The 25,716-nt window shown below is 64.4% G+C and carries 26 protein-coding genes and 6 pseudogenes; 16 read left to right on the forward strand and 16 right to left on the reverse strand.

The window, feature by feature from the left end; all coding sequences use genetic code 11:
• Positions 1-41 precede the first annotated feature (41 nt).
• Complete coding sequence (locus tag HBE63_RS11010; RefSeq protein WP_166904782.1) at positions 42-1,199, forward strand: serine hydrolase domain-containing protein; 1,158 nt, start codon at positions 42-44, stop codon at positions 1,197-1,199.
• A gap of 145 nt (positions 1,200-1,344) precedes the next feature.
• Here HBE63_RS11010 and HBE63_RS11015 read toward each other — a convergent pair.
• A pseudogene (locus HBE63_RS11015) lies at positions 1,345-2,091 on the reverse strand (SDR family NAD(P)-dependent oxidoreductase).
• A 120-nt stretch (positions 2,092-2,211) separates the two neighbouring features.
• Between HBE63_RS11015 and HBE63_RS11020 the strand changes: the two are divergent.
• The 3 genes from HBE63_RS11020 (at position 2,212) to HBE63_RS11030 (ending at position 5,303) form a co-directional block, all read left to right on the forward strand.
• Entirely contained in the window at positions 2,212-2,799 is a 588-nt protein-coding gene (locus HBE63_RS11020; protein ID WP_166904783.1) for a TetR/AcrR family transcriptional regulator, read from the forward strand.
• A gap of 13 nt (positions 2,800-2,812) precedes the next feature.
• Positions 2,813-4,498 (forward strand): GMC family oxidoreductase, encoded by a 1,686-nt coding sequence (locus tag HBE63_RS11025; RefSeq protein WP_166904784.1) that lies wholly within the window; start codon positions 2,813-2,815, stop codon positions 4,496-4,498.
• 292 nt (positions 4,499-4,790) lie between these two features.
• Positions 4,791-5,303: an isoprenylcysteine carboxylmethyltransferase family protein gene (locus HBE63_RS11030; protein WP_305848716.1), complete on the forward strand. Its 513-nt coding sequence runs from the start codon at positions 4,791-4,793 to the stop codon at positions 5,301-5,303.
• A 288-nt stretch (positions 5,304-5,591) separates the two neighbouring features.
• On the opposite strand, the pseudogene HBE63_RS31890 reads toward HBE63_RS11030, so the two are convergent.
• The 3 genes and pseudogenes from HBE63_RS31890 to HBE63_RS11045 form a co-directional block, all read right to left on the reverse strand.
• Positions 5,592-5,902: pseudogene (locus tag HBE63_RS31890) on the reverse strand (type II toxin-antitoxin system PemK/MazF family toxin).
• On the reverse strand, positions 5,892-6,125 hold the full coding sequence (locus HBE63_RS11040) for a hypothetical protein (protein WP_166904785.1): 234 nt from the start codon (positions 6,123-6,125) through the stop codon (positions 5,892-5,894). The pseudogene HBE63_RS31890 and the gene HBE63_RS11040 overlap by 11 nt, the downstream one beginning before the upstream one ends.
• 132 nt (positions 6,126-6,257) lie before the next feature.
• Positions 6,258-6,854, reverse strand: a complete 597-nt coding sequence (locus HBE63_RS11045) for a TetR/AcrR family transcriptional regulator (protein WP_166904786.1) — start codon at positions 6,852-6,854, stop codon at positions 6,258-6,260.
• Positions 6,855-6,975: 121 nt separating this feature from the next.
• Between HBE63_RS11045 and HBE63_RS11050 the strand changes: the two genes are divergently transcribed.
• The 3 genes from HBE63_RS11050 to HBE63_RS11060 all read left to right on the forward strand — a co-directional run bounded on the left by HBE63_RS11050 (position 6,976) and on the right by HBE63_RS11060 (position 9,233).
• The gene (locus HBE63_RS11050; RefSeq protein WP_166904787.1) at positions 6,976-7,710 is read left to right on the forward strand and encodes an SDR family NAD(P)-dependent oxidoreductase; all 735 of its coding nucleotides are present in this window, start codon (positions 6,976-6,978) and stop codon (positions 7,708-7,710) included.
• A gap of 32 nt (positions 7,711-7,742) precedes the next feature.
• Complete coding sequence (locus tag HBE63_RS11055; protein ID WP_166904788.1) at positions 7,743-8,168, forward strand: nuclear transport factor 2 family protein; 426 nt, start codon at positions 7,743-7,745, stop codon at positions 8,166-8,168.
• A 255-nt stretch (positions 8,169-8,423) separates the two neighbouring features.
• Entirely contained in the window at positions 8,424-9,233 is an 810-nt protein-coding gene (locus tag HBE63_RS11060) for an LLM class F420-dependent oxidoreductase (protein ID WP_166904789.1), read from the forward strand.
• Between the two features lie 66 nt (positions 9,234-9,299).
• Here HBE63_RS11060 and HBE63_RS31385 read toward each other — a convergent pair.
• Both HBE63_RS31385 and HBE63_RS31390 read right to left on the reverse strand, forming a co-directional pair.
• Positions 9,300-9,560: pseudogene (locus HBE63_RS31385) on the reverse strand (peroxiredoxin); the annotation flags it as partial.
• Between the two features lie 95 nt (positions 9,561-9,655).
• Positions 9,656-9,739: pseudogene (locus HBE63_RS31390) on the reverse strand (MerR family DNA-binding transcriptional regulator); the annotation flags it as partial.
• A gap of 177 nt (positions 9,740-9,916) precedes the next feature.
• Here HBE63_RS31390 and HBE63_RS11070 point away from each other — a divergent pair.
• Positions 9,917-10,483: a dihydrofolate reductase family protein gene (locus tag HBE63_RS11070; RefSeq protein WP_166904791.1), complete on the forward strand. Its 567-nt coding sequence runs from the start codon at positions 9,917-9,919 to the stop codon at positions 10,481-10,483.
• 24 nt (positions 10,484-10,507) lie between these two features.
• Here HBE63_RS11070 and HBE63_RS31895 read toward each other — a convergent pair.
• The 5 genes and pseudogenes from HBE63_RS31895 to HBE63_RS11095 form a co-directional block, all read right to left on the reverse strand.
• Positions 10,508-10,627 (reverse strand): annotated as a pseudogene (locus HBE63_RS31895) (alpha/beta hydrolase); the annotation flags it as partial.
• A 165-nt stretch (positions 10,628-10,792) separates the two neighbouring features.
• Complete coding sequence (locus HBE63_RS11080) at positions 10,793-12,244, reverse strand: amidase (RefSeq protein WP_166904792.1); 1,452 nt, start codon at positions 12,242-12,244, stop codon at positions 10,793-10,795.
• A gap of 142 nt (positions 12,245-12,386) precedes the next feature.
• Positions 12,387-12,995, reverse strand: a complete 609-nt coding sequence (locus HBE63_RS11085) for an LGFP repeat-containing protein (protein WP_166904793.1) — start codon at positions 12,993-12,995, stop codon at positions 12,387-12,389.
• A 176-nt stretch (positions 12,996-13,171) separates the two neighbouring features.
• Positions 13,172-13,642: a hypothetical protein gene (locus HBE63_RS11090; RefSeq protein ID WP_243858607.1), complete on the reverse strand. Its 471-nt coding sequence runs from the start codon at positions 13,640-13,642 to the stop codon at positions 13,172-13,174.
• Between the two features lie 669 nt (positions 13,643-14,311).
• Positions 14,312-14,740, reverse strand: coding sequence for a cellulose-binding domain-containing protein (locus tag HBE63_RS11095; RefSeq protein ID WP_166909657.1), 429 nt, complete (start codon positions 14,738-14,740; stop codon positions 14,312-14,314).
• Between the two features lie 793 nt (positions 14,741-15,533).
• On the opposite strand from HBE63_RS11095, the gene HBE63_RS11100 reads away from it, so the two are divergent.
• Together HBE63_RS11100 and HBE63_RS11105 are read left to right on the forward strand one after the other, a co-directional pair.
• Entirely contained in the window at positions 15,534-16,319 is a 786-nt protein-coding gene (locus HBE63_RS11100; protein WP_166904795.1) for a hypothetical protein, read from the forward strand.
• Positions 16,320-16,360: 41 nt separating this feature from the next.
• The gene (locus tag HBE63_RS11105; protein ID WP_166904796.1) at positions 16,361-16,822 is read left to right on the forward strand and encodes a DUF805 domain-containing protein; all 462 of its coding nucleotides are present in this window, start codon (positions 16,361-16,363) and stop codon (positions 16,820-16,822) included.
• Between the two features lie 112 nt (positions 16,823-16,934).
• Here HBE63_RS11105 and HBE63_RS11110 read toward each other — a convergent pair whose 3' ends face one another.
• A complete protein-coding gene (locus tag HBE63_RS11110; protein ID WP_166904797.1) occupies positions 16,935-17,336 on the reverse strand; it encodes a type II toxin-antitoxin system VapC family toxin in 402 nt (133 codons plus the stop codon).
• Between the two features lie 125 nt (positions 17,337-17,461).
• Here HBE63_RS11110 and HBE63_RS11115 point away from each other — a divergent pair, with 125 nt between their 5' ends.
• Entirely contained in the window at positions 17,462-18,112 is a 651-nt protein-coding gene (locus tag HBE63_RS11115) for a maleylpyruvate isomerase family mycothiol-dependent enzyme (RefSeq protein WP_166904798.1), read from the forward strand.
• A gap of 37 nt (positions 18,113-18,149) precedes the next feature.
• Positions 18,150-19,016, forward strand: coding sequence for a hypothetical protein (locus HBE63_RS11120; RefSeq protein ID WP_166904799.1), 867 nt, complete (start codon positions 18,150-18,152; stop codon positions 19,014-19,016).
• A 415-nt stretch (positions 19,017-19,431) separates the two neighbouring features.
• Here HBE63_RS11120 and HBE63_RS11125 read toward each other — a convergent pair whose 3' ends face one another.
• A complete protein-coding gene (locus tag HBE63_RS11125; RefSeq protein WP_166904800.1) occupies positions 19,432-20,190 on the reverse strand; it encodes an alpha/beta hydrolase in 759 nt (252 codons plus the stop codon).
• A gap of 484 nt (positions 20,191-20,674) precedes the next feature.
• On the opposite strand from HBE63_RS11125, the gene HBE63_RS11135 reads away from it, so the two are divergent.
• From HBE63_RS11135 to HBE63_RS31395, 4 genes and pseudogenes are all read left to right on the forward strand, one after another.
• On the forward strand, positions 20,675-21,157 hold the full coding sequence (locus HBE63_RS11135) for a DinB family protein (RefSeq protein ID WP_166904801.1): 483 nt from the start codon (positions 20,675-20,677) through the stop codon (positions 21,155-21,157).
• Between the two features lie 92 nt (positions 21,158-21,249).
• The gene (locus tag HBE63_RS11140) at positions 21,250-22,161 is read left to right on the forward strand and encodes an MBL fold metallo-hydrolase (RefSeq protein ID WP_166904802.1); all 912 of its coding nucleotides are present in this window, start codon (positions 21,250-21,252) and stop codon (positions 22,159-22,161) included.
• A gap of 470 nt (positions 22,162-22,631) precedes the next feature.
• A complete protein-coding gene (locus HBE63_RS31705) occupies positions 22,632-22,760 on the forward strand; it encodes a hypothetical protein (protein WP_256367926.1) in 129 nt (42 codons plus the stop codon).
• Between the two features lie 82 nt (positions 22,761-22,842).
• A pseudogene (locus HBE63_RS31395) lies at positions 22,843-22,959 on the forward strand (cobalt transporter); the annotation flags it as partial.
• A 62-nt stretch (positions 22,960-23,021) separates the two neighbouring features.
• Here the strand turns inward: HBE63_RS31395 and HBE63_RS11155 are convergent.
• The 3 genes from HBE63_RS11155 to HBE63_RS11165 form a co-directional block, all read right to left on the reverse strand.
• A complete protein-coding gene (locus HBE63_RS11155) occupies positions 23,022-23,417 on the reverse strand; it encodes a tautomerase family protein (RefSeq protein ID WP_166909658.1) in 396 nt (131 codons plus the stop codon).
• A gap of 136 nt (positions 23,418-23,553) precedes the next feature.
• Positions 23,554-24,810 (reverse strand): S1C family serine protease, encoded by a 1,257-nt coding sequence (locus HBE63_RS11160; protein WP_371815019.1) that lies wholly within the window; start codon positions 24,808-24,810, stop codon positions 23,554-23,556.
• A 348-nt stretch (positions 24,811-25,158) separates the two neighbouring features.
• Positions 25,159-25,707 carry a GNAT family N-acetyltransferase gene (locus tag HBE63_RS11165; protein WP_166904804.1) on the reverse strand — a complete coding sequence of 183 codons (549 nt, stop codon included), beginning with the start codon at positions 25,705-25,707 and terminating at the stop codon, positions 25,159-25,161.
• Positions 25,708-25,716 lie beyond the last annotated feature (9 nt).

Raw genomic sequence — 25,716 nt, forward strand, 5'->3', positions numbered from 1 at the left:
TCCGTACGCGACGAATACTAGAACGTGTTCTAATTCCGTGTATGTCCAGTTCGGCGGAGGGGCACGCTGACCCCGCGTTTGCGGAAGTGAAAGCCGTCTTTGAAGCAAGTCTGGCCAACGGTGACGACCTCGGCGCCGCGGTGGCGGTATTCGTCGACGGTCGTGCGGTGGTGGACCTTTGGGGAGGCATCGCCGACAGACGGACCGGACGTCCGTGGACGCGCGACACCGCGTGTCCGACCTTTTCCTGCACCAAGGGTGTGACGGCAACCGCGGCCCTCGTGGTCGCCCAGCAGCGCGGCCACGGTGCCGACGAACCAGTGAGTGCCTGGTGGCCGGAATTCGCCCAACACGACAAGCACGAGACCACACTGAGCGACCTGATGGCCCACCGGGCCGGGTTGCCCGTCTTGGAGCGCCCGGTTTCGGTGACCGAAGCCGCAGATCCTGCGGCCATGGCCGACCTGTTGGCGCGCCAATGCCCCCTCTGGCAGCCCGGGACTGAACATGGTTATCACGCTTTGACTTTCGGATGGCTGGTCGGCGAATTCGTGCGCCGCCAGACCGGTATGACAGTCGGCGAGTTCACTCGGCGCCACTTGGGTGATCGGCTGCTCATCGGCGCTTCCGGTGCGGCGGTGCGCGAGGCTGCCCGGATCAGCTCGCCACCACCTGAGCAGCGTGTCTGGAGCGCCGAGAACGCGCCGCCGATACCGGACGATATTCTCGCCGAGATGGCGGCCGCGATGGCCGATCCAGAATCGCTGTTTCTCCGGGCAGCATCGAATCCCGTTGCATCCTATAATGATCCAGACGTACTGGCGGCCGGCTGGCCCGCGGCCGGCCTAGTCGCCACCGCTCGTGATCTGGCTCAATTCTATGGCGACCTGATCAGCGGAACCCTCGTCGCCCCAGGTCTCCTGCGAGAAGCGATCGCCGAACGCGTACGCGGCCACGACCGGGTGCTGCGCTTGGAAAGTGCATTCGGGCTCGGCTACATGCTGCCGTCGCAGAACTTCGTGGTCCCCGAACCCGCACAACAGACTGCTTTCGGTCACCCGGGGGCCGGTGGCTCGGTGGGCCTGGCAGATCTCGAACACAAGGTGGCCTTCGCCTTCGTGCCCAATCTGTGCCGCGACTGGCTGGCAGGTGATCGCCGAGCCTATCGGCTCATCGCCGCGGTGTACGACGCGCTGTGACTGCGCGACGCAACCGACACGCGCGATGTTCCATCCCACGCCGACCAGCACGACAGCAAACAACCACGCATAGTTGGTGCGGTCGGCCGTCCGAAGCGGTGCACGAGCGGATCAACACGGCAACATGAACAGCTGCGCGGTCGGGCTATGCGGCGTATCCGCCGTCGATCCTCAGTACTGCGCCGGTGACGTAGGAGGCCTGGGGGCTGGCGAGGAAGGCGACACCTGCGGCGATCTCCTCCGGCCTGCCGTACCGCCCCATCGCCGTTGTCGTAAGAAACATCGATGCGGCTGGGCCGTCGGCAGGGTTTCCTTCGGTGTCGATGAATCCGGGCTAGATGACATTGACCGTGATACCCCGGTGTGCCAGATCGCGGGCTGCGCCCCGGCTGAAGCCCTCGAGGGCAGATTTCGTGCCCGTGTAGTACGCCATCCCCTGGAAACCCGCCCGAGTAGCCACGCCCGAGCTGATACTGACGATCCGCCCGCCGTCGGGCAGTAACGGCACCGCCGCGTGGATCCCAGCCACCACGCTGGTGTAGTTGACGGCGAGCTGCCGCTCGATGGCGGACTCGTCGACCAGCTCACTGTCGACGAGTCCGCCACCACCCGCGGCCGCGTTGTTGACCAGAATGTCGATCTTTCCGAAGTGCTCCACCACGCGCCGTATCAGGCCCACAGCCTGTCCGGCATCGGCCTGGTCGGCTTGGAAGGCCGCCGCGCGCACTCCTTTTGCCTCCAAGTCGGCGACTACGGCCCTGGCTCGATCCGCCGAGGACGAGTAGCTGATCGCGACGTCGGCTCCTTCGTCAGCCAACGCCAGCGCCGACGCCGCCCCGATCCCCCGCGATCCGCCTGTCACGATCGCCACCTTGTTGTCCAGCTTTCCCACGTGCTTCCCACTTCCCTGGTGCGACTTAACCTTCCGTGGATTTCTTGACCACGCGGTCCACAATAACCTCCACGATAACCATAGTGGACCGCATGGTCAAAAAACCGTAACCTGTGCTGCATGGCACGTCCGCGATCGTTCGATGAGAAGCAGGTGTTGACCGCCGTCTGTGATCAGTTCTGGGACGCCGGTTACGGTGCGACCTCGCTAGAGGACCTGATGCGAGTGAGCGGGCTCGGCAAAGGCAGCCTCTATGCAGCGTTCGGTGACAAGCATCGGCTCTTCCTCCAAGCACTGCAGGGCTACACGGACACCAGGCATGAGCTTCTGAGGAAAACGCTCACCGAGACTCCACGGGCTCTGGACGCACTTCGCAAGCTCCTCGAGGCACCGACCGAGGCCGATTCGCGGCGTGGCTGCCTGATGGCCAACAGCACCTATGAGCTCGGTCATGCCGATCCGGAAGTCCTCGCCCACGCCCACCGCACCTACGAGACGTCCACCGCACTGATCGGCGACTGTGTCGCCCGCGCGCAACGCGAGGGCGACGTGCCGGTCGGGGCGCATCCGATCGCGTTCGCACGGGCACTCCTGGCCGCGCAACAGGGGCTAGTGTTCATGGGCCGGACCGGTTTGGATAAGGACACACTCGCCGCCACGGCACGATCGCTCGCGGCCCAACTCCTGCCCGATCGCTCCGGCGACTAGGAACAATGCCGGAATGAGCCCCATCGCCGAATTTGACTTCATCATCGTGGGAGCAGGCAGCGCGGGATGCCTGCTCGCCAATCGGCTCAGCGCCAACCCTGATCACCGTGTGTTGTTGATCGAGGCCGGCGGCAAAGACGACTGGTTCTGGATCAAGGTGCCAGTGGGCTATCTGTACACAATTGCCAACCCCCGCACCGACTGGTGCTTCACGACCGAGGCCGATCTAGGTCTGGCCGGCCGCAGCATTCACTACGCGCGGGGCCGCGGTATCGGCGGCAGTTCGTCGATCAACGCCATGATCCATATGCGTGGACAGGCCAGCGATTACGAGCTGTGGGCGCAGGCCACCGGTGACGATCGATGGCTGTGGGGTGGCCCGGGCGGTGCCGGCGAGACCCTGTCGATCTACAAGAAGTTGGAAGACTACTTCGGCGGCGCCGACGAATGGCACGGCGCCGGTGGCGAAATCGCCGTCGAGCGGCCGCGGGTGCGCTGGAAGATCTTGGACGCCTGGCAGGACGCCGCTGCCCAAGTGGGCATCTCCCCGATCGACGAGTTCAATCGCGGTGACAACGCCGGCAGCGCCTACTTCCACGTCAACCAACGCCGTGGCCGTCGCTGGTCGATGGCAGATGCTTTCCTGCATCCCGTCGCCCATCGACCCAATCTCACCGTGTACACCCAGGCCCAGGCCTTGCGGCTGCTGATGGACGACCAGGTCCGCGAGGATCAGCGTCGAGGTGCCTGGACCACAGCCGCACACCGGGCCATCGGTGTGCAGCTGCTCAAAGACGGCCAGATCGTTGACGTCCACGCCCGTCAGGAAGTGATCCTGAGTGCCGGAGCGATCGGGTCGCCGCACCTCATGCAGGCCTCGGGTCTGGGCCCGGCCGGACTGCTCACCCAGCATGACGTGCCGGTGGCCGTCGACCTGCCGGGCGTCGGTGAAAACCTCCAGGACCACCTGCAGTTGCGAACGGTCTACCGGGTGCGGGGCGCCCGAACCGTCAACACGTTGTACCGCAACTGGATCACCCGTGGCGGCATGGGGGTTCAGTACCTGATGCTGCGCTCCGGACCCATGACGATGCCACCGTCCACGCTGGGAGCTTTCGCCAAGAGCGACCCGGGGCTGGCCAGTCCCGATATGGAATGGCACGTGCAGCCCTTGTCGTTGGCCAAGTTCGGTGAACCTCTGCACCGTTTCGGAGCCATCACGCCCTCGGTCTGCAATCTGCGACCCAGCTCGCGTGGGCATGTGCGCCTTGCCGGTGCAGATCCGCTGACCTACCCGAAGATCGTCTGCAATTACCTGTCCACAGACGCCGATCGCCAAGTCGCAGTCCGCGGGTTGCGGATGACCCGGCGGATCATGGCGGCATCTCCCCTGGCCCGTTATTGCCCGGAAGAAATACTGCCCGGCCCGCAACTCGTGAGTGACGAAGACCTGCAGCAGGCGGCCCGTGAACTCGGTACAACAATCTTCCACCCGGTGGGCACCTGCGCGATGGGAGCCTTTGACGCACAAGGCCTTCCGCGATCAGCCGCCACGGTGCTCGACACCGACTGCCGCGTGTACCGCGTCGCCGGCCTGCGAGTGGTCGATGCTTCGGCGATGCCCACCATCACTTCCGGCAACACCAACGCGCCGGTCATGCTGATCGCAGAGCGCGCTGCGCGGGCGATCCTGGAATAGGTTCGGTCTACGTGCGCAAGCTAAGCACGCGGCAGTGAGACGCGCCATCGGCGTCAGTCGATGCGATGGCGCAATGTAGGGACGACTTCTTTGCCCGGCCAACGATTTCCTTGATCGCGATCCACTGCTTCTCAGGGCGCACTCGTCCTCAGCGGTCATGCGGCCATTGAACCATGCTTGTGCGGCACATATCCGACAGTCGCGTCGGTAAAACCCCAAATCCCTTGGTCGCCGGGACGACTCGGCCGCAACCGGCCACGACTTGGTGCAATCTCGCACATGACATGTAAGTGTGCTGTTGACTTTGGATATGCGACGGACAACTGCGGTGGCTGGCGGTGTGGCGTATTTCGTCGCTGTGCCGGGGGTTATTGCGGGACTGGCGCCGTGGGTGATTACAGGTTGGCAGTTTCACGGATCGTCGACGGCGTTACGAGTGGTCGCCGCTGCAATGATCTCGGTCGGACTGATCCCGCTAGTGTCGGCATTCGCCGAGTTTGTAAAGGCCGGCGGCACGCCTTCGCCGACCGCCTCACCGCGCAGCTTGGTTGTCGCCGGCTTCAATCGATACGTCCGCAATCCGATGTATGTCGGAGTCCTGTTGATCATCCTGGGGCAAGCTTTGTTGTTCGGCAGCGTCGACCTGGCGATTTATGGCGTTCTGTTCTGGGCTTCCGTGGCCGCCTTCGTCCACTGGTACGAAGAGCCCACGCTCAGCCAGCGGTTCGGCGCGGCCTACGATGCGTACCGCCGAGCGGTTCCAGCCTGGCGTCCCCGACTACACCCTTGGGTCCCAAACCCGTAGTCCAAAACTTGGCTGTTTCACCCGATGAATCATCATGTTCCTTGCCGGCCCCTGTCAGTCCGGACCCCAGCGGAGCCTCCTGCCGGGGCAGAGTCATCCGGTGTGCCGACAGGTCGTAGTCGCGCTCCTCCTGCGGAATCGGCGAGCCGAAGCCACACGGCCGAGCCTTGGATAGGTGCTCCCCTGCCGCTTCGTCCGGATCTGACTCGGGAACGTCTATGCAGCAATCGAATACGCATGGTTGCCAGTAGATGGATCCGTTTCATCTGAACTGGTAGCAGTTGAGACTCAGAGATCGAGGACGACGCGTAGCGGCGCATCGACGCGGCGCATTTCGTCGAAGCTTAGGAACCCGACGCTCTTGCCGAGTCGGCCTGGGTCGACCGCTGCGGCCTGCTCGGCAAGTACCCGGGTGTTCACGCCGCCGATTCAACTTCGGGTCGGAAGCTTGCGGCACGAGCCGAGGTAGAGGTCGGTGCAACCAGCCAGGTCGACAGCGGCAGTTGATCTGACTGGACTACTACGGCGTAGCGGGAACCGGGCTGCTCGTGACCGCGACTCCCCCGCGGGGCACGCAACTGAAAGACCTCACCACGCACGCAGCGTCTCCATGTCCCGCAGCACCTGCATGGCCTCAGCGCGGTCGGCCTCGTCGTTGGCAAGCCTTTCCGCCTCGGCGCGAATCGCCTCGCCGGCCTTCCGGCGCGCGGCGTCGATGAGAGCTGAGCGAACGGCTACGGACACAGCCGTGCCATCTTTGGTCAAGACTTCCAGCGCCTTCGATGTGTCTTCGTCCGGCCGGAAGGTAATCGCGTCAGCCATTGCACCAATGTATGACGTTTTGTAAGACATTCACTGGTCCGCCTCGGGAACGTTTGCACGGCAGTGACAGTCCCGGCGACGCCTACGCGCCGACAACTGAGTGACTTCGTCGAAGGCTCAAGTCGCGGTTGACTAGTTCCCGCCTGCGTCGGACGGGTCCGTTGCGATGGGGATGGCGTTGTCGATGAGGACGGCTGCCATGGCGGCGGCGGTGGCGAAGGTCTCGGAGTTGAGGACTCGGCTGCGAGCTGAAGCACCGTCCAAGAGCAGCGCGAGTTGTTCGCCGAGCTGTTCGGGGTTGGTGGCGCCGGCCTCGCGGGCGGTTTCGGTGAGCCGCGCGGCAAAGGCTTTCTTGTAGTCGCGGGCACGTACGCGTGCCGGGTGGTCCGGATCGTGGATTTCGACGGCGGCCGCGATGAACGGGCACAGCGGACCGTGGAGGTCGAAGGCGGCAAGGAGCCGTTCACGAGGTGTGAGGTCGGTGCGGTCGAACACCTCGGGCAGCAAGTCGGGATCGAATCGGCGTAGGTGTTCGGCGATCAGCTCGTCCTTGCCCGTGAAGTGCTGGTAAAACGTGCGCTTTGACACCTTGGCCACCGCGCAGAGCTGGTCCATGCCGGTGCTGTTGATGCCTTGATCGCGGAACAGCTGTCGTGAAGCGCTGAGAATACGCTCTTGCGCTCCCCTGCCCCGGCGTAGACCCCGCGGCCCCTTCTCCAGCTCCGTCATAGGCCCAGAGTAGTCCCATTGGGTACCAATCGGTGTGCATAGCTTGTGATCGACGCAATGTTCCGATACGTTAAGGAGACAGATCGGTGTACATACCATCGGCACGATGAATGGAGTGATCATGGGAAAGCTTGATGGCAAGGTCGCGGTGATCACCGGCGCGACAAGTGGTTTGGCGCTGGCCGGCGCCAAGTTGTTCGTTGACGAAGGAGCTCATGTCTTCATCACGGGCCGACGGAAGGACGCGCTGGACGAAGCCGTCGAACTGATCGGGCGGAACGTGACCGGCGTACAGGGCGATTCGGCCGACCTCGACGATTTGGACCGTTTGTTCGACACGGTCAAGCAGGAAAAGGGCGCGATCGACGTGTTGTGGGCAAGTTCCGGGACGGGCGAGCAGAGCAGGCTCGGCGAGATCACCGAGGAACACTTCGATGCGACCTTCTCACTGAACGCGCGCGGCACGCTGTTCACGGTTCAGAAGGCGCTGCCGCTATTCAACGATGGCGGATCGATCTTCATGACCGGGTCAAACGCGTCGCTCAAGGGCTACCCCGAGTGGAGCGTGTACGCAGCGAGCAAGGCCGTGCTGCCCGCCTACGCGCGAGTGTGGGTATCCGAGTTGAAGGACAGGAAGATCCGGGTGAATGTGCTGACCCCCGGCCAGGTCGCCACGCCGAAGCAGGAGGAGTTGTTCGACGAGGAGATGAAAGCGCAGTTCGAATCCCTGATCCCGCGGGGAAAGATGGGCCGCCCCGAGGAGATCGCGTCGGTCGCGCTGTTCCTCGCCTCGGACGACTCGAGCTATGTCAATGGCATGGAGTTGGTTGTCGACGGCGGCACCGCAGCGATCTAGAACAGGCAAGAAGCACACAGGGAGTAGTCGCCATGACCACCTTCGCCCCGCACCGCGACACCGTGGAGTCCTTCGTCGACTGCATGCACGGCGGCGCAGACAAAGATGCTCTTTCCGGCATCCTCGCCGACGATGTGGTGCTGTACAGCCCACTCGGCGATGAACCACTTACCGGCCGCGAGGCAGTCCTGGAAGCCATGCAGACTGTCGGCGCGGCAGCGGCCGACCTCACCTATAAGGAGGTCCTCAGCGGCGAGACCCACCACGCCGCATACTTCAGGCTGCAGATTGAAGACACCGTGGTCAACGGAATGGACTACATCCTGCTCGACGCGGACGGCAAGATCGCCGAGGTGACCATATGGTGGCGCCCGTTGCCGGCCGGCGTCGAGATGCAGGGACGCCTTGCGACTCTCCTGGGCATGCGGCCCTGGGAACTTGTCACGGATGTGGGGTAAGCACCGGTCCAGCCCCACGTGTTGCACTGCCGCCCAACACCTTTCGGCCTGCATGCGTGCAGTTCGACAGTCGACGGTTGCGCGACGTCCGTGACGGCGCACCGTCGACTGGGATCCGGTGTGTGACCGCGCGCAGGCCTAGCTGGGGTACCGACATCGACATGCCCGTCCTGTCTCGAAGTGCCGATCCGGAATAAACCCGGCAACCGGTGCACTTGGCTCAAGAGTCATTCCTTCCCCGATTCAGGAGCATCCATGACTCGTCCCGTCCGCGTCGCCGTACAGATCCAGCCCGGCGGCACGCCCGACTATCGCACGTGGCGCGACGCCGTCCTGGCCGCCGACGACCTCGGCGTCGACGTGATCTTCGGCTACGACCACTTCCACCGCCCGGCGATGAAGGCTCTCGTCGACGGCAAACCCGTCCTGTTCGACGAGCAACCCGACGTCGCCAACTTCGAGGGCTGGACCGCGCTCGCGTCGTGGGGCGAGATCACCTCACACGCCGAGATCGGACTCCTCGTCACCGGCGTCGGTTACCGCAACGCGGACCTGCTCGCTGACATGGCGCGCACTGTCGACCACATCAGCGGCGGCCGGCTCATCCTCGGCCTCGGCGCGGGGTGGTACGAAAAAGACTACACCACTTACGGTTACGACTTCGGTACCTTCGGCTCCCGCTTCGATCTGTTCGACGAAAGCCTGATCCGCATCGAAAACCGGCTTGCTGCACTGATTCCGCCGCCCGTGCGCAAGCTGCCGATCCTCATCGGCGGCACGGGCCCCAAGCGCTCACTGCCCGCCGTCGCCCGGCACGCCGACATCTGGCACGCGTTCCAGGACCTCGACGCGTTCCGCAGGTCCAGCGACCGGGTCGACGAACTGGCAGCGACGTTCGGCCGCAACGGGGCCGATATCGAACGCTCGACGCTGTGGGAGAACGCCGACAGCGCCGACGCCTTCCGCGAAGCAGGCGTCACGTTGTTCCAGACCGAACTCACCGCCGACGACGGTTACGACCTCTCGTCGCTCAAGGAGGTGCTCACCTGGCGGGACAACGGGTGACCCCTGCGGGTTTCTGACTCTGACTCACCGTGGTGTGCACGATGGTGTCTGACGGCACAGGGGTTCTCAGTCGGCCGGCGGTGCTTGTTTGTGGGCGCAGACGGCGGCCGCGACTTGGGAGGCGTGTGCGTCCGGTGGGAATATCGGGTAGAAGACGTGCTCGATCGCACCGTCGCGGATGGCCAGGGTGAGTCGTTTGAACAGCCTCGTTCCGGCGGCCTCAAACGTCGGCAGGTCCAATAGGCCGGCCAGGGTGAGGTCAGGGTCGGTGAGCACGTCGAAGGGCAGGCCGAGTCGTTCCACCACTTCGTGTTGGTAGTCGGTGTCGTCCAACCACACAGCCGTGCGCGGTGGGCGGGGACCTGACGGACGTCGTCTTCGCGGTAGTTGCGGTAGCCGTTGAGCAGGCGCTCGGGAGCGAGCAGCCCCAACGACTCGTAATAGCGCACCGCCTCAGGTGTCACGCCCGCCCGACGGGCTAATTCACCGATGGTCATCCCGTCCATGTCCCAACGCTAAACCTTGCCATAAGGGGCAACGGTCAAGGCGTGGCCCGCAAATGGTGGCGATTCCCACGTATCGGATTACGCGAAGAATACAATTCGTTTTGAATCCACGGAGATTTGAACGTTATCTCGTGGTGCGTCGCGATGAGTTTTGCCCTCCGGCGCAGTCTGATGTGCATGGGCAGACTCATCTATGGCTTCAATGTGTCGGTGGACGGGTACATCGCCGACGCCCAAGCCAACATCGACTGGTCCGATCCGAGCGAAGAACTGCACCAGTACTGGAACGACTTCGAGCGGGAGACCGCCCTGGCGTTCTACGGGCGGCGGCTCTACGAACTGATGTCCGCGTACTGGCCGACCGCCGACAAGGACCCGGACGCCACCCCTCTGATCGTCGACTTCGCCCACATTTGGCGCGACATGCCCAAGGTCGTGTTCTCGCGCACCCTGGAGTCCGTCGACTGGAACTCCCGGCTGGAACGCGGCGACCCGGTCGAGGTGGTAACGAAGCTGAAAGCCGAAACCGACGGCAGGCTGGAGGTGGCCGGCGCGACGCTGGCCGCACCGATCGTGCAGGCCGGACTCGTGGACGAGTACCGGATCGTGATCGCACCCACCGCCGTGGGTGGCGGCACCCCGTTCTTCCCAACACTGCCGTCATGGATCTCGCTGCGACTGTTGGAGAACCGTACCTTCCCGTGCGGCACGGTCCTGCTGCGATACGAGGCCACACGCGACTGATCGGACTTGTAGAACGGGCATCACTCAGTCCGTGGCGGAGACGATTCGGTCCAGCAGCCACGAATTGACGCCGTCGAGCGCCAATTGGGCCATGGCCGTTGGATGTCCAGTGAACCCGTGGGGCGAATCAGGATAGATCCGTAGACCGGCGGGGGTCTGCGCGCGACGAAATACGCTCCCGCTGCGTCATTTTCGGCGACAGCCTCCACCAGCCGAGACCGGCCTCGCGGGGCCGCCACCCTGACCGAGCTACGAGTCCAACGTCGATAACTATGCCTCCCAAACCGGCCGGAACATTCCTGGTGCGCCCTACTTCGGTGCGTGGAAACCGCCGATCTGCTGTTCGAGCAGCTCGGCCAGCCTCAGTGTGGTGCGGTCCTCGAACATCGGACCGATGAGCTGCACTCCCACCGGCAGCCCCTCCGAAGAATGACCCGCAGGTATGGCAGTGGCGGGCAGGCCGGGCATCGTGGCCAGACCGGCCCACACGAGCTGGTCGAAGAACGCGTACTCGACGCCGTCAATATCGATCCGACGTTCCAACAGATCCGGATTGTGGTCGTGCGGGAACGCGGGAGTCGGCGTGATCGGACACACCACGGCGTCGAACTCGGCGAACAACTGTCGCCAGCCGTGGCGGTGGAGCTCGCGACGGTTGTTCACCTCGATCCAGTCGCGGTGACTCAACACCATGCCGCGCAACCGCGCCGCGTCGAGACTCTGGTCGTCAGCACTCAGACCGGCGGCGCGGGTCCTCAACTGCTCGTACGCGTCGACAGGAAATCGTGCTGCGGAGCCAGAAAACAGCAGCTGCGTGTACAGCAACGCGGCTTCAGCCAAATCGGGTAGCAGCAGACTGTGCCGTTCGACGCGGGCGCCACTGGAGATAAGGGCGTCAGCCACGCGGTTGATGCCGGCGCGCACCGCGGTCCCTGTAGCAATGAACGGATGCTGGTCGAGGACCAGAACTCTGAAGTCGCCCAGTGCGTCGTGGCGCGGGGGCGGCAGCGTCACTTTGTGCGCGACGCCGAGCGTCAGCGGGTCCGGTCCGGCCATCACGTCGAGCAGGAGTGCGAGGTCGCGGGCAGTGCGCGCCATCGGACCGACGACAGCGAGATCGGCCTCGGTCGGCAAGGCGGGCGCAGGCGGCGGGGTCATCCCGCGCATCGCGGCCAGCCCCAGCGTTGGCTTGTGCGCGTAGATGCCGCAGAAATGTGCCGGGGTCCGCAGTGACCCGGCGAGGTCGGAACCGATGGACAGTACACCGAATCCGGAGGCCAGGGCCGCGGCCGAGCCACCGGACGATCCGCCCGACGTGCGACTGTGATCCCACGGATTGTTGGTGGTGCCGTAGATCTCGTTGAAGCTCTGGATATCTTGCAGCCCCAATGGGACGTTGGTCTTACCGAGTACCACCGCGCCGGCAGCCTTGAGCCGCGACACCTGTACCGCGTCCTCCGCCGGCACAAAGTCCCGGTACTGGGGCATTCCCCAGGTCGTGGGCAGCCCGGCCATGTTGTAGGACTCCTTGACCGTCACCGGAATACCCAGCAGCGGCCGATCCGTACCCCGGGCACGCGCCCGGTCGGCGTGCCGCGCAGACTCCCGCGCACGGTCGAAGTCGGGCACACAGATCGCGTTGATCGCCGCGTCATCCCGCTCGATCCCAGCGATCGCCGCCTCGGTCAATTCCACCGAGGACACTTCGCCAGCGCGCAACGCGACGGCCACCTCACCGGCCGACTGAAAATTCCACTCCATGAATCCGACGCTAAAGGTCCACGATCGAAGCCATAAAATCCCAATTCCGGCAACAGGAAAGTTCCGTTCGACGCCGACCTACACGACACCACGTATCAGGCTGTGTAGCAGCATCTTTCATGCCCCGCTTCGGCACCGTCAGCTACAGCCCGGATGGCACGACCTTGTCGTTGACCGTCACCTCGACCTGGCCGGTCTTCGCGTTGTACTCGATCCTGCCGTGCTCGAACGTCGACACGAGCAGATCGCCGTCGGCGTTCTCGTCGCTCGTGGGGACGCCCAACGGGCCTGCCGAGCCGTTGTCGCCGGTCACCACGGGAACGCCGCCCGGGTCGCGTGGGACATTCCAGGCCTCCCGGATCTTGCCCGCGACGATATACGCCGGCGTGCCCACCGCGTCGTTCTTGGCGACGATCACGCCGCCCTGGAACTGCTGGAACACCACGCCACTGTCCCGGGTGCCCGCGTTGCGGTCGCCCGTCAGCGGCTTGCCGAGCGTCTCCTTCTGTTTCTCGGTTGCCGACGAGTACTTGGCAGCGATCGGGCCGGTCAGCGTCACTTCGACGTCTCTCTCGCCGACGAGCTTCACTTGAGCGGACTGCGCCGGGTTCTGAACCGTGGAGGTGGAGATCAATCCGACCTGAGGCGTCACCGACGCGTCGACGCCCTTGTCATTGCTACAGCCCGCGGTGATCAGCGCGACGGCGGCCAGGCCGGCAAGTGCCGTTTGGCGGTATGCGCTCGTCCTCATGGGTTTCCTCTCGCGTGTACCTGCGGTGTGGGTCAAGTTACAACTGAACCCTCGTCCGGCCGGGACCATACCCCAACCACTTGAGTGGCGCAGACGATCGCGGTCCGCCCGACACCGACGATGTGGTCGCCTACTACGGCATTACCAAGTCGGTCTGACGGGTTGGGGGTGAAGGATTACGTGATCGGTTGCAGCGGGGTGCTGACGGCGTGGCTGTACAAGTCTGCGGCAGCGCTCATCGCGGCCTTGACGGTGTTGTAGTAGTGAGTTCCGACCCCGCCACCGCGGTACTTGAGCAGCTGTGGGTTCTGCGCGAGCGTGGCCGCCAGCACCGCGTCGCTGCTGATGCCGTATTTCTTGAACGCCTCAGTGAACCGGGCGATGAACCGGGCGATCGACTTGTTGGGGTCTTGGCGCTCGTCGACGGTGCCGAAACTGGCCTTCTCCTGGAACAGGCCGATGACCTCATCCGCCGCGCCCCCTGAGCCGCCGTAGGCCTGCACACCGCCGGAGGCGGTCGGGCGGAAAGTGGACTCGATTTTCGCGGTGGCGATGATGGTCTTGATCTGGTCTTCGTTCAGCCTGGCGGCTTGGCCCTGGCTCACGATGGCCTTGACGATGTCCTGCGCGCTGGAGTTCTTGGTCACGACCACAGGTCTGGGGGTGATGGCTGCAGGCTTCTTGGCGACTGTGTCCCCCGCCGGCGGTCGCTCAACCGCCACCACCGCATGCCGCTCCGTCGGAGCAGAAAGCAGAGTGGCACCGCCGAGGCCAGAAACAACGAGAACAGCGGTGACGATCTTCTTTACTTGTCTATGTTTTCCGAACGTCTGGATCGGTCCGCCGAACTTCAGCATGGGTTTACTCGCTTCTGTGGTTTGAGGGTGTGGAGCCGTGTCAGACACGAACACCCCTCCCACCGCGCTTCTGGACGCCGAGAAGACAGGGATGGCCCGTGCACTGGTCGCTCTGCGGCGACCAGGCGCCGATCCGACCAAATGCGCGCGAGTAAAAGTTTGCTACGTGCGATTACGGCCGAAGCGACGCAATAGTCGACCCGCCGCCGACACGTCACATTTGTGGCAACTACCACCCTTATTGCCAGAATGTGATCGGTGTCACCTCACCTGGCACTACAGAGGTGTAGTAATTAGCCGAGAACTGTAATAGAACATCCGAGATCTGGCAAAACGCCAGCGAGGATTCGTTCATGAGCGGCTAGCAAAGCCAGGATTGACAACCGGCTATTCGTTTGCCGAGAGGCCAGTCGCGGTGCTTTGTCAGACGTGTTCTCGCCCAGTTCGTCGCGCGCGACACTAGGTGCACAAATATTGTCCGTTGAGAACGCAATTCGACGGCGGTACGTACGAGCCAGACAACACGCCCCTGAGGCCGCCGGTGGCGGTGCCGCCGGGTGCGATGATGCGATTCCAATTCGCGGGCGTGAGCACATAGTGCGTGCCATACCGCGTGAGGTTGCTACTCCACGTGTGCGAGACGGATTCGCCCATCGGCAAGTCGAATTCAAGCTTCCAATCCGATAGCGGCACCGTGCTCGGGTTGGTGATGGTGAAGTGGCCGATGAAACCGGTCTGCCACGTCGATGACACCGATAACCTCGCCGCGGGCGCAGCCGCATGAGCTACGGGGGCGATGACGAGTCCGGGAATGGAAACCATCAACGCCGACATGGTTGCGTGAAGCGCTGTGCGCCAGTGCTTCACGTATTTGTCCAATCCCGCCATAGTGGCCAAAGTTAAAGCCAAACGGGCGATATCGGCGCTGCGCATCGCGGGTAAGCGGCCGTTCCTTTGCGCAACTGAAACCGTCACGCAACCTCCAGCCTCCTCGGCCCCTGAATCTCGCGGTCCCATTCAGCCCAAAATTGGTTCGTGAAACCTTCATCCCGGTCGGCGAGCGTATGTATAAACTTCGTCAGCCGACGATGGCTGGGAACATGCGGAGCGTTGTGGTCATCCGCCGGAAACGATCGGGACAGCCATGGGTCGGCACAGTGCCTCGTATATCGCAGCGCAACAACGAGTTTCCACCGGACCGACCGCTCCGGAAGCGGCAATGTACGTGGGTCGCGTCGGTCTGTTGGCGCTGGCCTTGGGTATCGGTGCGGTGATTGCAGGAAACGCTGGAATCGCCAATGCCGAAGGCTCCGCAGACAATAACGCGGGTGGTCCCACTGCACATTCGTCGGATTCATCGACCGACGCCGGCACGGTCAAGGGATCGGCCTCAGTCAGATCGCCTGCCGTCAAGACGCGCAAACCCAGGTTGTCACCCGCCCCAAGGATCAAGCTGGCTCACAGCCGCAGGGCGTCGCTCGGGGATCAACGCTCGCGCCTGATTGCCACGCCGACCGCAGACCCGACTCCCACCGCAGACCTGCCCGTACGCCGTCCGGGCGACAGCGCTGCCGAGCCAGTCCGTGCCCCCGGTCTCAAGCCCCTCCGTGCGGTGCCCTCGCCCGCCGAGGCGATCAATCAATCGTCTGCCCCTTCGCCTTCGCCGACCGCTAGGGCCCCGATGTCCGCAGCGGCGGCGAATCCCGGTGGCGCACCGGAAGTACCGATGCCGATGGTGCAGGCCATGCTGCAGTTGGTTCACCGGGAAGTCGAACGCTTTGCCCTCGGCGCCAACCACTTCGGACCGGCGGCGGTTTCCACCCCGATCGGGGTCAACGCGGTCCCGGCGATTGCACCCGGGGTCCCGACCCCCGCTGACCAGGTCCCCACGGTCTACGGCGATATCGGCAAATGGATGCTGCAGTCCGACGCGCAGATATCGGATTACGGTGGGCTGCCGTATGGCGGCAGGACGGTCTTGGAACCGGTCAACGTCATCATCGTCGACCCCACGTCGACATCGGCTGCTGAGGCCGCGTGCAAGCTCAACACGGTGATGTTCTGGTCCGGCTTTCCCGCCCAGCCCGTTCACAGCACCGGGTTCCAAGGCACGATTGACGACGTCACCTACGGGCAGCAGCCCACTGGCCCGTTGTTGGGCTACTCCGACAACTTGTTCCTGTTCCCCAACAATCATGGCCGCATCTTCGGACCTGACCCGGTGGAGACCAGCGCCGGGTATGTCTGGAGTGGCTCGTTCAGCACCGAACAGTTCGTCATCTACGACCTGTTGCCCAGACACGCATACGTCTCGTCCAACCTCGCCCGCAATGCGCTGGCAATGCGGCTCATCGCGAGCGGCCGGGCAACCTATGGCGGCATGGTCCCGTTGGACAACTCGTACAACACCGCCACCACGACAACCGGCGACCATGACGGTTACGCCGTGGTCATCGTCTTGAAGTAGACGCGACACCGACACCGCCAATCCACCGAGCAGAGGCACCGATGACCCACAGCGGGGGAACACCGTTCGACACGCACCCCGACTACGAACCGGTCGGTGCGACCGATCCACGCGATCTCACGCTGCCCCTGTACGGAGCGACATTCGGCCAGGCATTGTCGCGGTTCTTTCGCAGCCCTGCCCGCTTCTCCGGCCGTGCGTCTCGCAGTGAGTACTGGTGGGTCATGGCCGCACTCGGAGTCGTCGCCTTCGTCTGCGGGATGTTGGCCGCTGGCTTCGAAGAAGACAGCACACTCGGGCTCACGTTCCTGGTAATCCTGCTGATATTCATCCTGGCGTGCGCGGTTCCAGGCTGGGCACTCTTGGTCCGCCGGCTCCACGACGCCGACCTGTCAGGATGGCTGTCCCTACTGACCGTGTTGCCGTACATCGGATTCGTGATCCAGATCGTCTTCGGTGTGCTGCCGCCCAAACACTTTGGCGAGCGTTTCGACCGCCGTTGAGAAGCGCACGGCCCTGCGGTCACCGAACCCTCACGTTCGTAACGTGGTGGCGGAGAAATCCGAGTTCCGCCACCACCCGGTTACAAACGCGGCATGACCAGCGGACCGCACTCTATGGCCGCAAAATTTCTGCTGGAGAAGCGGTTTCGACGAACGCACGCGCCGCATCGGCGAGCTTCCGATCCGCAGTAGCCAGCGCGTCCGCCTGCAGCTGGGTCAGTGCGATGTACTCGGCCTGGTAGGTGTCCGGCCAGTCCAGCTGGGCGGCAATCCGCCAGGCGTGGTCCTGCAACACCCGATCGCTCAGGAGCCGGATCCGCAGCCCACGGATACCGTCGAGAACCTTGCGGGCACGCTGTTCATCGATCTCGCCGCACCGCACCGATTCATAGACCAGGGCGAGCGCCTGCGAGCGCAACAGCGTGGGCGCCACCAGGCTGTGCCCCGGTGGAATCGTCGCTCCCTCAGCGGCGAGCTGGATGGCTACCGGAGCGTCGATGACAAATGCTGTCATACCAGTACCTTCGCACGGATGGCAGCCACAGGCACCCGATAGCGTCGTCTATCGAGAGCCGCGCCCCACCGCCGAATCGTCGGAAATGTGACGACCGCCGCCGGTCTGCGGTAACACTTTTGGACATGACGATCGCAGAGGACGTCAAGGCCGAACGATCGGCGTTGACGGTGTCGTTGATCGAGTTGGGTCCGTCGGCCCCGACCGCGTGCGGCGATTGGACCGCACTGGATCTTGCGGCCCATCTGGCCGGCGAAGAACGCTACGGCGGCGTGACGACCTTCATCGCTCGATCCCTGGTAACACGCGGAGTTTCGGTGGCCGGCACACCGAAGATGGTGGACACCGCGCTTCGTCGGGAGCGACGCCACGGTTTTGCGGCAGTGATCGAGCGGTTGCGTCGGCCCATACCGCGGCTGCTACTACAGCCGGTGGTGGCTCCGCTTGCTCTGTTCGAATACTGGACCCATCACGAGGATCTCGTCGGTTTCGACACACGAGCCCACGCGGTACCGGCAACACTCGTGGAGGTCATTCCACTCGTGCTGCGCTATCAGCTCAAGAAGCTGCCCGCCGGCGTTCGGGTGACGGTCGGCACCAGCGACGGTGACCACCGCTGGTCGGTCGGGCCGCAATCGGGGCCAGAGGTGATTCTCGGTGGCTCTCCCCCGGATCTGGTCCGATGGCTGGCGGGGCGTCGAGCAGCCGGCGAAATCGCGATGGCCGGACCCGGGACGACGGTGCAGGAGCTACGCGCATTCGGGGGTCGAGTGTGACTGCCGGAAACCGAAGTTGCCTCGCTGTGAGGTTGCCGTGACCGTCGACGACGAACTCAACTCGCTCTACGGCTTGCGGCCGGAGGAGTTCACCGCGCGGCGCAATGAGCTCGCGGCAGCGGCAAAGAAGCGTGGTGATGTGTTGGCGGCCAAGGCGATCGCCGCGGCTCGACGACCGACGACGGCTGCGTGGGTGGTGAACCTGCTCGTACTGACCGACGCGACAGCCCGCCCGAAACTGACCGACTTGCGCGAATCGCTGCGTGCCGCGCATGCCGCCATGGATGGACAACGCATCCGCGAGCTGTCCACGTCGCAGCGGCTACTTGTGCAGGACCTGGCCCGCGCTGGATTCGCGGCCGCCGAACTACCTGATCCGACAGCCGCATTGCGCGACGACGTCACCGCCACACTGCAGGCTGCGATCGCCGATCCCGAGGTCACCGCGCGATTAGGCCGGCTGTCCAGGGCGGAAGAGTGGTCAGGGTTCGGTGACTTCGGAGCATCGTCTGCCGTGACCACCCGGCCCCGGTCCGACACGGAGTCCTCGCCGAGGGCCACCCCACCGCCGTCGACGAAGGAGCAGTCGCACACGGACGCTGCCGCGATCGAGGAAGCCCGACGTCGCCGTGACGCCACCGCATCCGAACTGGGCGCGGCGCGCGCCGCACACGACGACGCGCTCGCAACATTGAAGGAGCGGCGGCACAAAGTCACGACCGCACGCCGGCGCTACGAGAAAGTGCTCGAGACCCTCGCCGCCGCGGAGCACGACCTCGAGGCAGTCGATGCACAACTCGACCTCGCGCAGCGGGCCGCCGACGAGTTGCAGAGCAGGTTGCAAACTGCCGAAACGGTGCTGGCGCAGGCAGAATCGCAGCTGACCCGACTCACGGCCGAGTGATGGTGCGATTCAAGCGTCAGACGCCGAAGGGTTTCGCATATGCAATCTCACCGCTGGGTACCGCGTCATCAGGATTGAGAGTGAGGGCCAGGAAGGTGTCATCCGGTACCGCAAATGGCGCCGTGATGCCGAGACGCGATGCCGGGGCGAACCCGAATCGCGGGTAGTAATCAGCGTGGCCCAGAACGATTACCAGGTTTTCCCCCAGTTCTCGCGCTTGCCCGAGCCCTGCTCGAATCGCTGCCGAACCAGCCCCACTTCGCTGGAGATCGGGCACGACCGCGCAGGGCCCGAGTGCGAGCGCGCGATGATTTTCGACGGTGCATCGCGTGAGTAAACCCATATCCCATCTTCCACTCACCCGCCTGCAGTTCATGTGAGGCGTGAACTACCTCCGCTCCCCCGCCGGCACCCGTCAGTCTGGCACTATGCCCTCACTCCGCCCAAGATGCCGGGGAAAGAATCGGGTGTCGATCCGGTCCGTGGGCACCGGGTGATGCCGACCCGGGAAGGCATGCAGCACTTTGTCTTCCGAGGCGAAGGCGCCGAACAAATCCAGACCGAATCCGCGTGGGATCTCCTTGTCGTCCCATGGGAGCAGGAACTCGATGGGGATGGTTACCTGTTTCGCCGCTTCGAGCAGCGCATCGTGTGCGACGACCCCTCCGAAGAGCGCGGCGGTGATCCGGGGCTCGGCCGCCGCCAGCGGTATTCCGATCGCGCTCGCCAGCGTCATGCCGGAGTAGCCGATAGGCGACCGTGCGTCGATCTCGGGCAGGGCTTGCACGGCGTCGATCGTCGCCCGCCATTCGGGGACGGCGCGTTCGGACACCGAATGGCAGTACTCAGCGAGGAGCCGACCAAACGACGGGCTGCCTTCTGCCCGAGCCTGCTGGAAGGCGGTGACCAGCCGAACATCGGCTGCGCTGCGCGGCCGGTCGCCATGTCCGGGCGCATCAATCGAGACGACGTGAAAACCGTCCGTGAGCACCGAGGAATGGGCCCGCGCTACGTGCCCCGGGGCCTTCTTGTCCAGGCCGCCGGGGTGACCGGCCAGGATCACGGGCGCGCCGTCGGAACCGGTTTCCGGTGACCAGAGCACGCCGGTGATGTCGCCCAGGGTGAAGGTGCGTTCGATGACACCGTTCGACGATGTCTCAGAGGTGAAATGCATGGTGGTGCCTTTCGGGAGTGCCGTTGTTCAGGCGCTCCTGGCGACACCTATCTCGATCGCCCAACCGTGAACGCGAGTGGGAGCACCCACAGGGTTACAGCGTCCATGGGTCTCACCTCCTCGCGTGCTGTCACGGTCGCGGCGACGCTATCAATCCGACCGCGACCCCGTCCAACGATTTTCGCGTGCGTGCCCTGGGGCCACGCAGTGCGCGCTACGTGGGCTTGCGGCCGTTACGTACTATCTATGCGCCACCGGTGACAGCGTGTGTAACGGTGCCGCACCCGGGCCGCCGAGCGGCGCGCACAACGCCTACATCGCCAACGGCATGGTCGACCAGGCCGCACAGTTTGCCGTCAGCCGGTTGTAGCGACCACTCCCGACGACTTCTCGATCTTCGCGGCTGCGTCCAGTCGTGCCACTCCCCTGCTCCGGGTCGACGGCCGCCACGCCTCCTCCAGCACAACAGGACGGATAAAAACCTATGGGTACCAACCGAATCACCAACGGAACCGAGCGCACGCTCATCGAGAACACGCTCGACCGAAACCGTGCCGCACTGATTGCGACCGTACGAGGGCTGACCGAGGCCGACGCCCGCCGGCACCTCGTGACGTCGCTGACGACACCGATCTCGTTGATCAAGCATGCCGCTGCCGCGGAAAGAATTTGGTTCCAACGGTTCTGGGCTGGACTCGAGGAATCCGAATGCGACGGATACTCAAGGCGAGACGAGGGCACGTTCGCCGTCGCCGACGACGAGTCGTTGCCCGACGTGATCGCCGAGTTCCAGCGCGCCAGCCAGCGATCGCGCGACATCGCGTCGCGCTTCGACCTCGACGCCACGATAGACATCCCTGCCGAGGGAACTGTGAGCATGCGGTGGACCCTGCTCGCGATGATCGAAGAGTTCGCCAGACATGCCGGGCACGGCGACATCCTTCGCGAACAAATCGATGAGCCTTGATCGCTGGATAGTTCCTGCGGCTCGAGAACGTTCCCATGAGAAAGACAGGTCATTCGACATGTCTTCAGTGCGGCCCTCAGGAGGAACACAACATGAGTTTGGACAACATTGCCCGGACGGAAAGTCCTGTCGACGAGTTGGTTCCGTCGCGTTATGCGGTGCAGGTAGGCGACATCGAGGTACTGGTGATCAGCGACGGCGTGCTGCCGATCACGGCCTCGACGTTGGCCACCAACGCCGACCCGTCCGACCTGGCGGGTTGGCTGGGCGACAACTTCCTGCCGGCCGAGGTGGTCGACTGGCCGCTGAACATCGTTGTGGTCCGTAGCGGCGACAAGACCATCCTCGTCGACGCCGGGCTGGGGCTGGAATTCCCGGATTTCCCCCGGGCCGGACAGACGGTCCAGCGACTGGAGGCTGCCGGTGTCGATCTCGGTTCCGTGACCGACGTGGTGCTCACCCACATGCACATGGACCACGTGGGCGGACTGATCACCGAAGGGGTGAAGGAACGGCTGCGGCCGGACCTGCGGGTCCATGCGGCGGCCGCCGAGGCTGAGTTCTGGGAGTCACCCGATTTCTCCCGCACCGTCATGCCGCAGCCGATACCGGATGTGCTTCGTAGGGTTGCTGCGCAGTTCTTGGACGACTACCGGGGCCAGCTGCGGACGTTCGAGACGGAATACGAGGTGGCACCGGGCGTGCTCGTCACACGCACCGGCGGTCATACCCCCGGGCACAGTGTGGTCCGGCTGGCGTCGGGCGGCGAGAAACTGACATTCGCCGGCGACGCCGTGTTCGCGCCCGGGTTCGACAATCCCGAGTGGCAGAACGGATTCGAACACGACCCCGAGGAGGCGGCTCGCGTCCGCGTCCAGCTTCTGCGCGAGTTGGCGGCGACGGGAGAATCGCTGGTGGCCACCCACCTGCCGTTCCCGTCCGTCTGCCACGTGGCAACCGCCGGCGACGTCTTCCGGTGTGTACCGGCCGGCTGGGATTACTGACCGCCTGTCGTGATTGGCCGGCATTCTCCAGGGAGGGCGCCGGCCAATCACGCGTTCGGGTCCGCAGTGGCAGCGAGCCGGTCGGCCGTCTTTTTTGACATGCACGTCAAAGTTCAAGGCGTCGTTGGAGTTTCTGCCAGCGAAGTTACGGTTTCCACCCACAGCCGGTGCGGAACTGCGACCATAAGCGATAGCGGTTCGGCGCCAGCAAATTATCGCGCAGATTCGTTTGGTCCGGAATGAAGGAGCGGCAGATGCGTTCGATGATGGCTTCTGAAATGCGACGCGGGCTGACAAAAGCAGCGGTGGCAGTAATCTTTGGGATCTCCGTGCTGGGCGCGGTTACGCCGGTGACTACGGTGTCCGTCGCTTCAGCGGCACCCCGCACACCCGCGGCTCTCGATTCCCCCACCAGCCCGGATGATCCGGCATGTGCGACAGAGGGGTGGAATCCAGCCTGTTGGGGAGGAATGTACGACCAGACGCCCGACGACGGAATACCCGGTGACAACGCTGCCGAAGGCGGCATACCCGCCCCGGCGATGGTGCCGAATGTGGACGGGTCGATGAGCCCGCCCGGCACGCCTGGGGCCATCTGATCGCAACCGACGCGAGCTAGCGCTGCACGGCATACAACTTCTTGCGGTATGCCGCCAGCGATCTCGCAAAACTCGGTTCCCGCTCAGCGGTCTGTTCGGATGGAGTTGGGCTGATCCGATCGCCGCACTCCTTCTCGCCGGCGTTGCCGTCAACGAAGGACGCGAAGCGTGGCGCGGCGAAACCTGTTGTGGAGACTGAGAACCCGAGCGTCGCCGTCGGACGATTCATACCCGGTGCGGGACGCAACGACAGGGTGCCGATCACACGTTGACGTTGAAGCCCAGTTCGACATCGCAGGCGGCCTGCCCGCCACGAACTCCCCAGTTCTGCATCGGGTGGTCGCGCACGAGGATGGTGACATGGTCCGGTGGGATGCCCAGCGCCTCCAGGCGATTGACAATCTCCCGGTAGAGATCCCGCTTGGCCTGAAGCGATCGGCCGGAGAAACAGTCGACTGTCACGAGGGTGTACAGCTCGGGTTGCGCCAGGCCCGGCGAATGCGAGAACCGATGAGGCTCATGGGATGCCAGCCGGACATGCTTGTCGCCGGCCGGGATCTGGAATGCGACCACCAGTGCATCGTGCACCGCATCAATGATTGCCACCTCTTCGGACTGGATGTAAGGCCGCCGAACCTCGATGAGCGTGCTGGGCATCCGCGAATCGTCACACACGTTGTCTGCCGTGGTCACTCGAATTTTCTGCGCCCATGTCGATTGACTCCACGACCGCCAAAGCAAGGGGCCCCAGCCCGGACACTGCCGGCTGGGGCCCACTGAGCTGTTTCTACCGTTACGCCTGGACCTGCCCGAGGGTGACGTCCACGGTGCGCGCGGCGCCCGACGGATCCTCATAGGTCAGCGTCACGGTGTCCCCCGGCGCCTTGGATCGCACCGCAGCGACCAACGCATCGGGACCGTCGATCACCTGATTGTCGACCTTGGTGATCACCGCGCCGTCGGGCAGACCGGCGGCGGCTGCCGGGCCCCCGGCGACCACGCCGGCAACCGTTGCGCCGTGCGAATCGTTACCGGAGAGCTGGACACCCAGCGAGGCATGCTGGACGGTTCCGGTCGAGACCAGTTCGTCAGCAATCCGTTTGGCCTGATCCACCGGAATCGCGAAGCCCAGACCGATGGAGCCGGCCTGCCCACCGCCCTGCGAACCCTGGCCACCGCCCAACGATGCGATCGCCGAGTTCACCCCGATGAGGTCGCCGTTCATGTCGACCAGTGCACCGCCGGAGTTACCCGGATTGATCGCGGCGTCGGTCTGAATGGCGCTCATCACCGAATTCTGGCCACTCTGCTCGTCGCCGGTGGCGACCGGGCGGTCCAGCGCGCTGATGATGCCGGTGGTCACCGTTCCCTGCAGGCCCAACGGCGAGCCCACCGCGACGACGTTCTGCCCCACCTTCAGGTCTTTCGAGGAACCGATCGTGATCGGGGTCAACCCGGACACGTTCTGCGCTTTCACCACCGCGATGTCGTCGTCGGGGTCGGTGCCGACGACGGTGAAGGGCACGGTGCGACCATCGGACATGGTCACGGTCGCCTGCATTGCGCCGTTGGTCCGGCCGGAAGTCCTGGCCGACGGTCCGTCAGGCGAGTACTGGTCGTCACCGGGGAACTGCCCACCAGGGAACAGACCGCGTGGCATTCCGGGGAACTGACCACCAGGTGAGTCCTCGGCGGCGAGCGGTCCCTGAGTGCCCGCGCCGCGCGCGGCAGCCGCGACGACATGGTTGTTGGTGAGGATCAGACCGTCCTCGCTGAGGACGATCCCGGATCCCTCCTCACGCCCCTGCCCGGTCACTATCTGCAGCTTCACCACACTGGGCAGCACCTTGGCAGATACCTGTTCGACCGATCCGGCCGGTGCGGAACCCTTCGGCTGAACGGGGGTGGATCCGGTGGCCGGCGACGGTATGCGGGCGTGGTCAGCAGCCGGCGCCTGTGCGACAGTCGTGGGCTTTCCGGACTGGTCGACCACCGCGACGGCCGCGACGGCACCGGTAGCCATGGCCACCGCGGCAGTGCCGGCAACCAGCACACCGACGCGGGACTTCTTCTTCGGCGGTGAAACGTCCTGTACCGGAGGTGCATCGAACTTCTGGGTCATCTCGGGATGCAGCCCATACGGAGGAAACGGTTGCTGATAGCCGGTCCGGCTCCATGGGCTTGGATTGCGTTGATCCACCGCCTGTTTCGCATCCCATTCGCGATTGCTATTCTGCGGCGATCTACCCGACCAGTAATTCATTCCGTTTGCTTCTTCCCTTGCGACACCGACATATATGCGCCGTGCCGGCGCCCACCTAGATGTTGCAGTGCCCTACTGAGGGTTTGCTGAGAGTGAGTTCGGTGCTGGCCAAGACTTTTTCAACGCTCGAAAGCACTACGGCCGCAGGAACGTCCTGAGCTGAGCGCTGGCCAGCACCTGCTCGGCATTGAATTGCTCGAAGGTTTCCACCCGCGTGAACCCGAGTCGGTCGGCGAGGCGGAGCGCCGCGAGGTTTGCCGACTGGGTGATGATGACGATCGGGTGGTCAGCGAGTTGCTGTGCGGCGCAGCGCAGTAGCGCACGAGCAGCTTCGGTCGCGTAGCCCCTGCCCCAAGCATGTGCGCGGAACACGTAGCTGAGCTCGAGCTCGTCGCCGCGCTCCTGCACATGACCGGGAAGGTCGGGACTGCGTCGGCTGAGCGTCACCATGCCGAGCATCGCATCGGATTCCTTGTCAGCGACGACGTAGCAGCCGTCGGCGGCCAACAGGGTCGGCGCGCCCGCCGCGGCCACCACTGCCCGGACATCCGCTTCGGCGCGCGGCCCGCCGAGGAAACGACGTACCCGCTCATCGGCCTGCGTCTCGATGAGCCCCTCGGCGTCGTCGTCACGGCCCATACGCAGGTGTACCCGCTCGGCCTCGATGTGAGTGACAGCGAGCATTCGTGGTTC

This window comes from Mycobacterium sp. DL440 (genome assembly GCF_011745145.1).
Taxonomy (GTDB): domain Bacteria; phylum Actinomycetota; class Actinomycetes; order Mycobacteriales; family Mycobacteriaceae; genus Mycobacterium.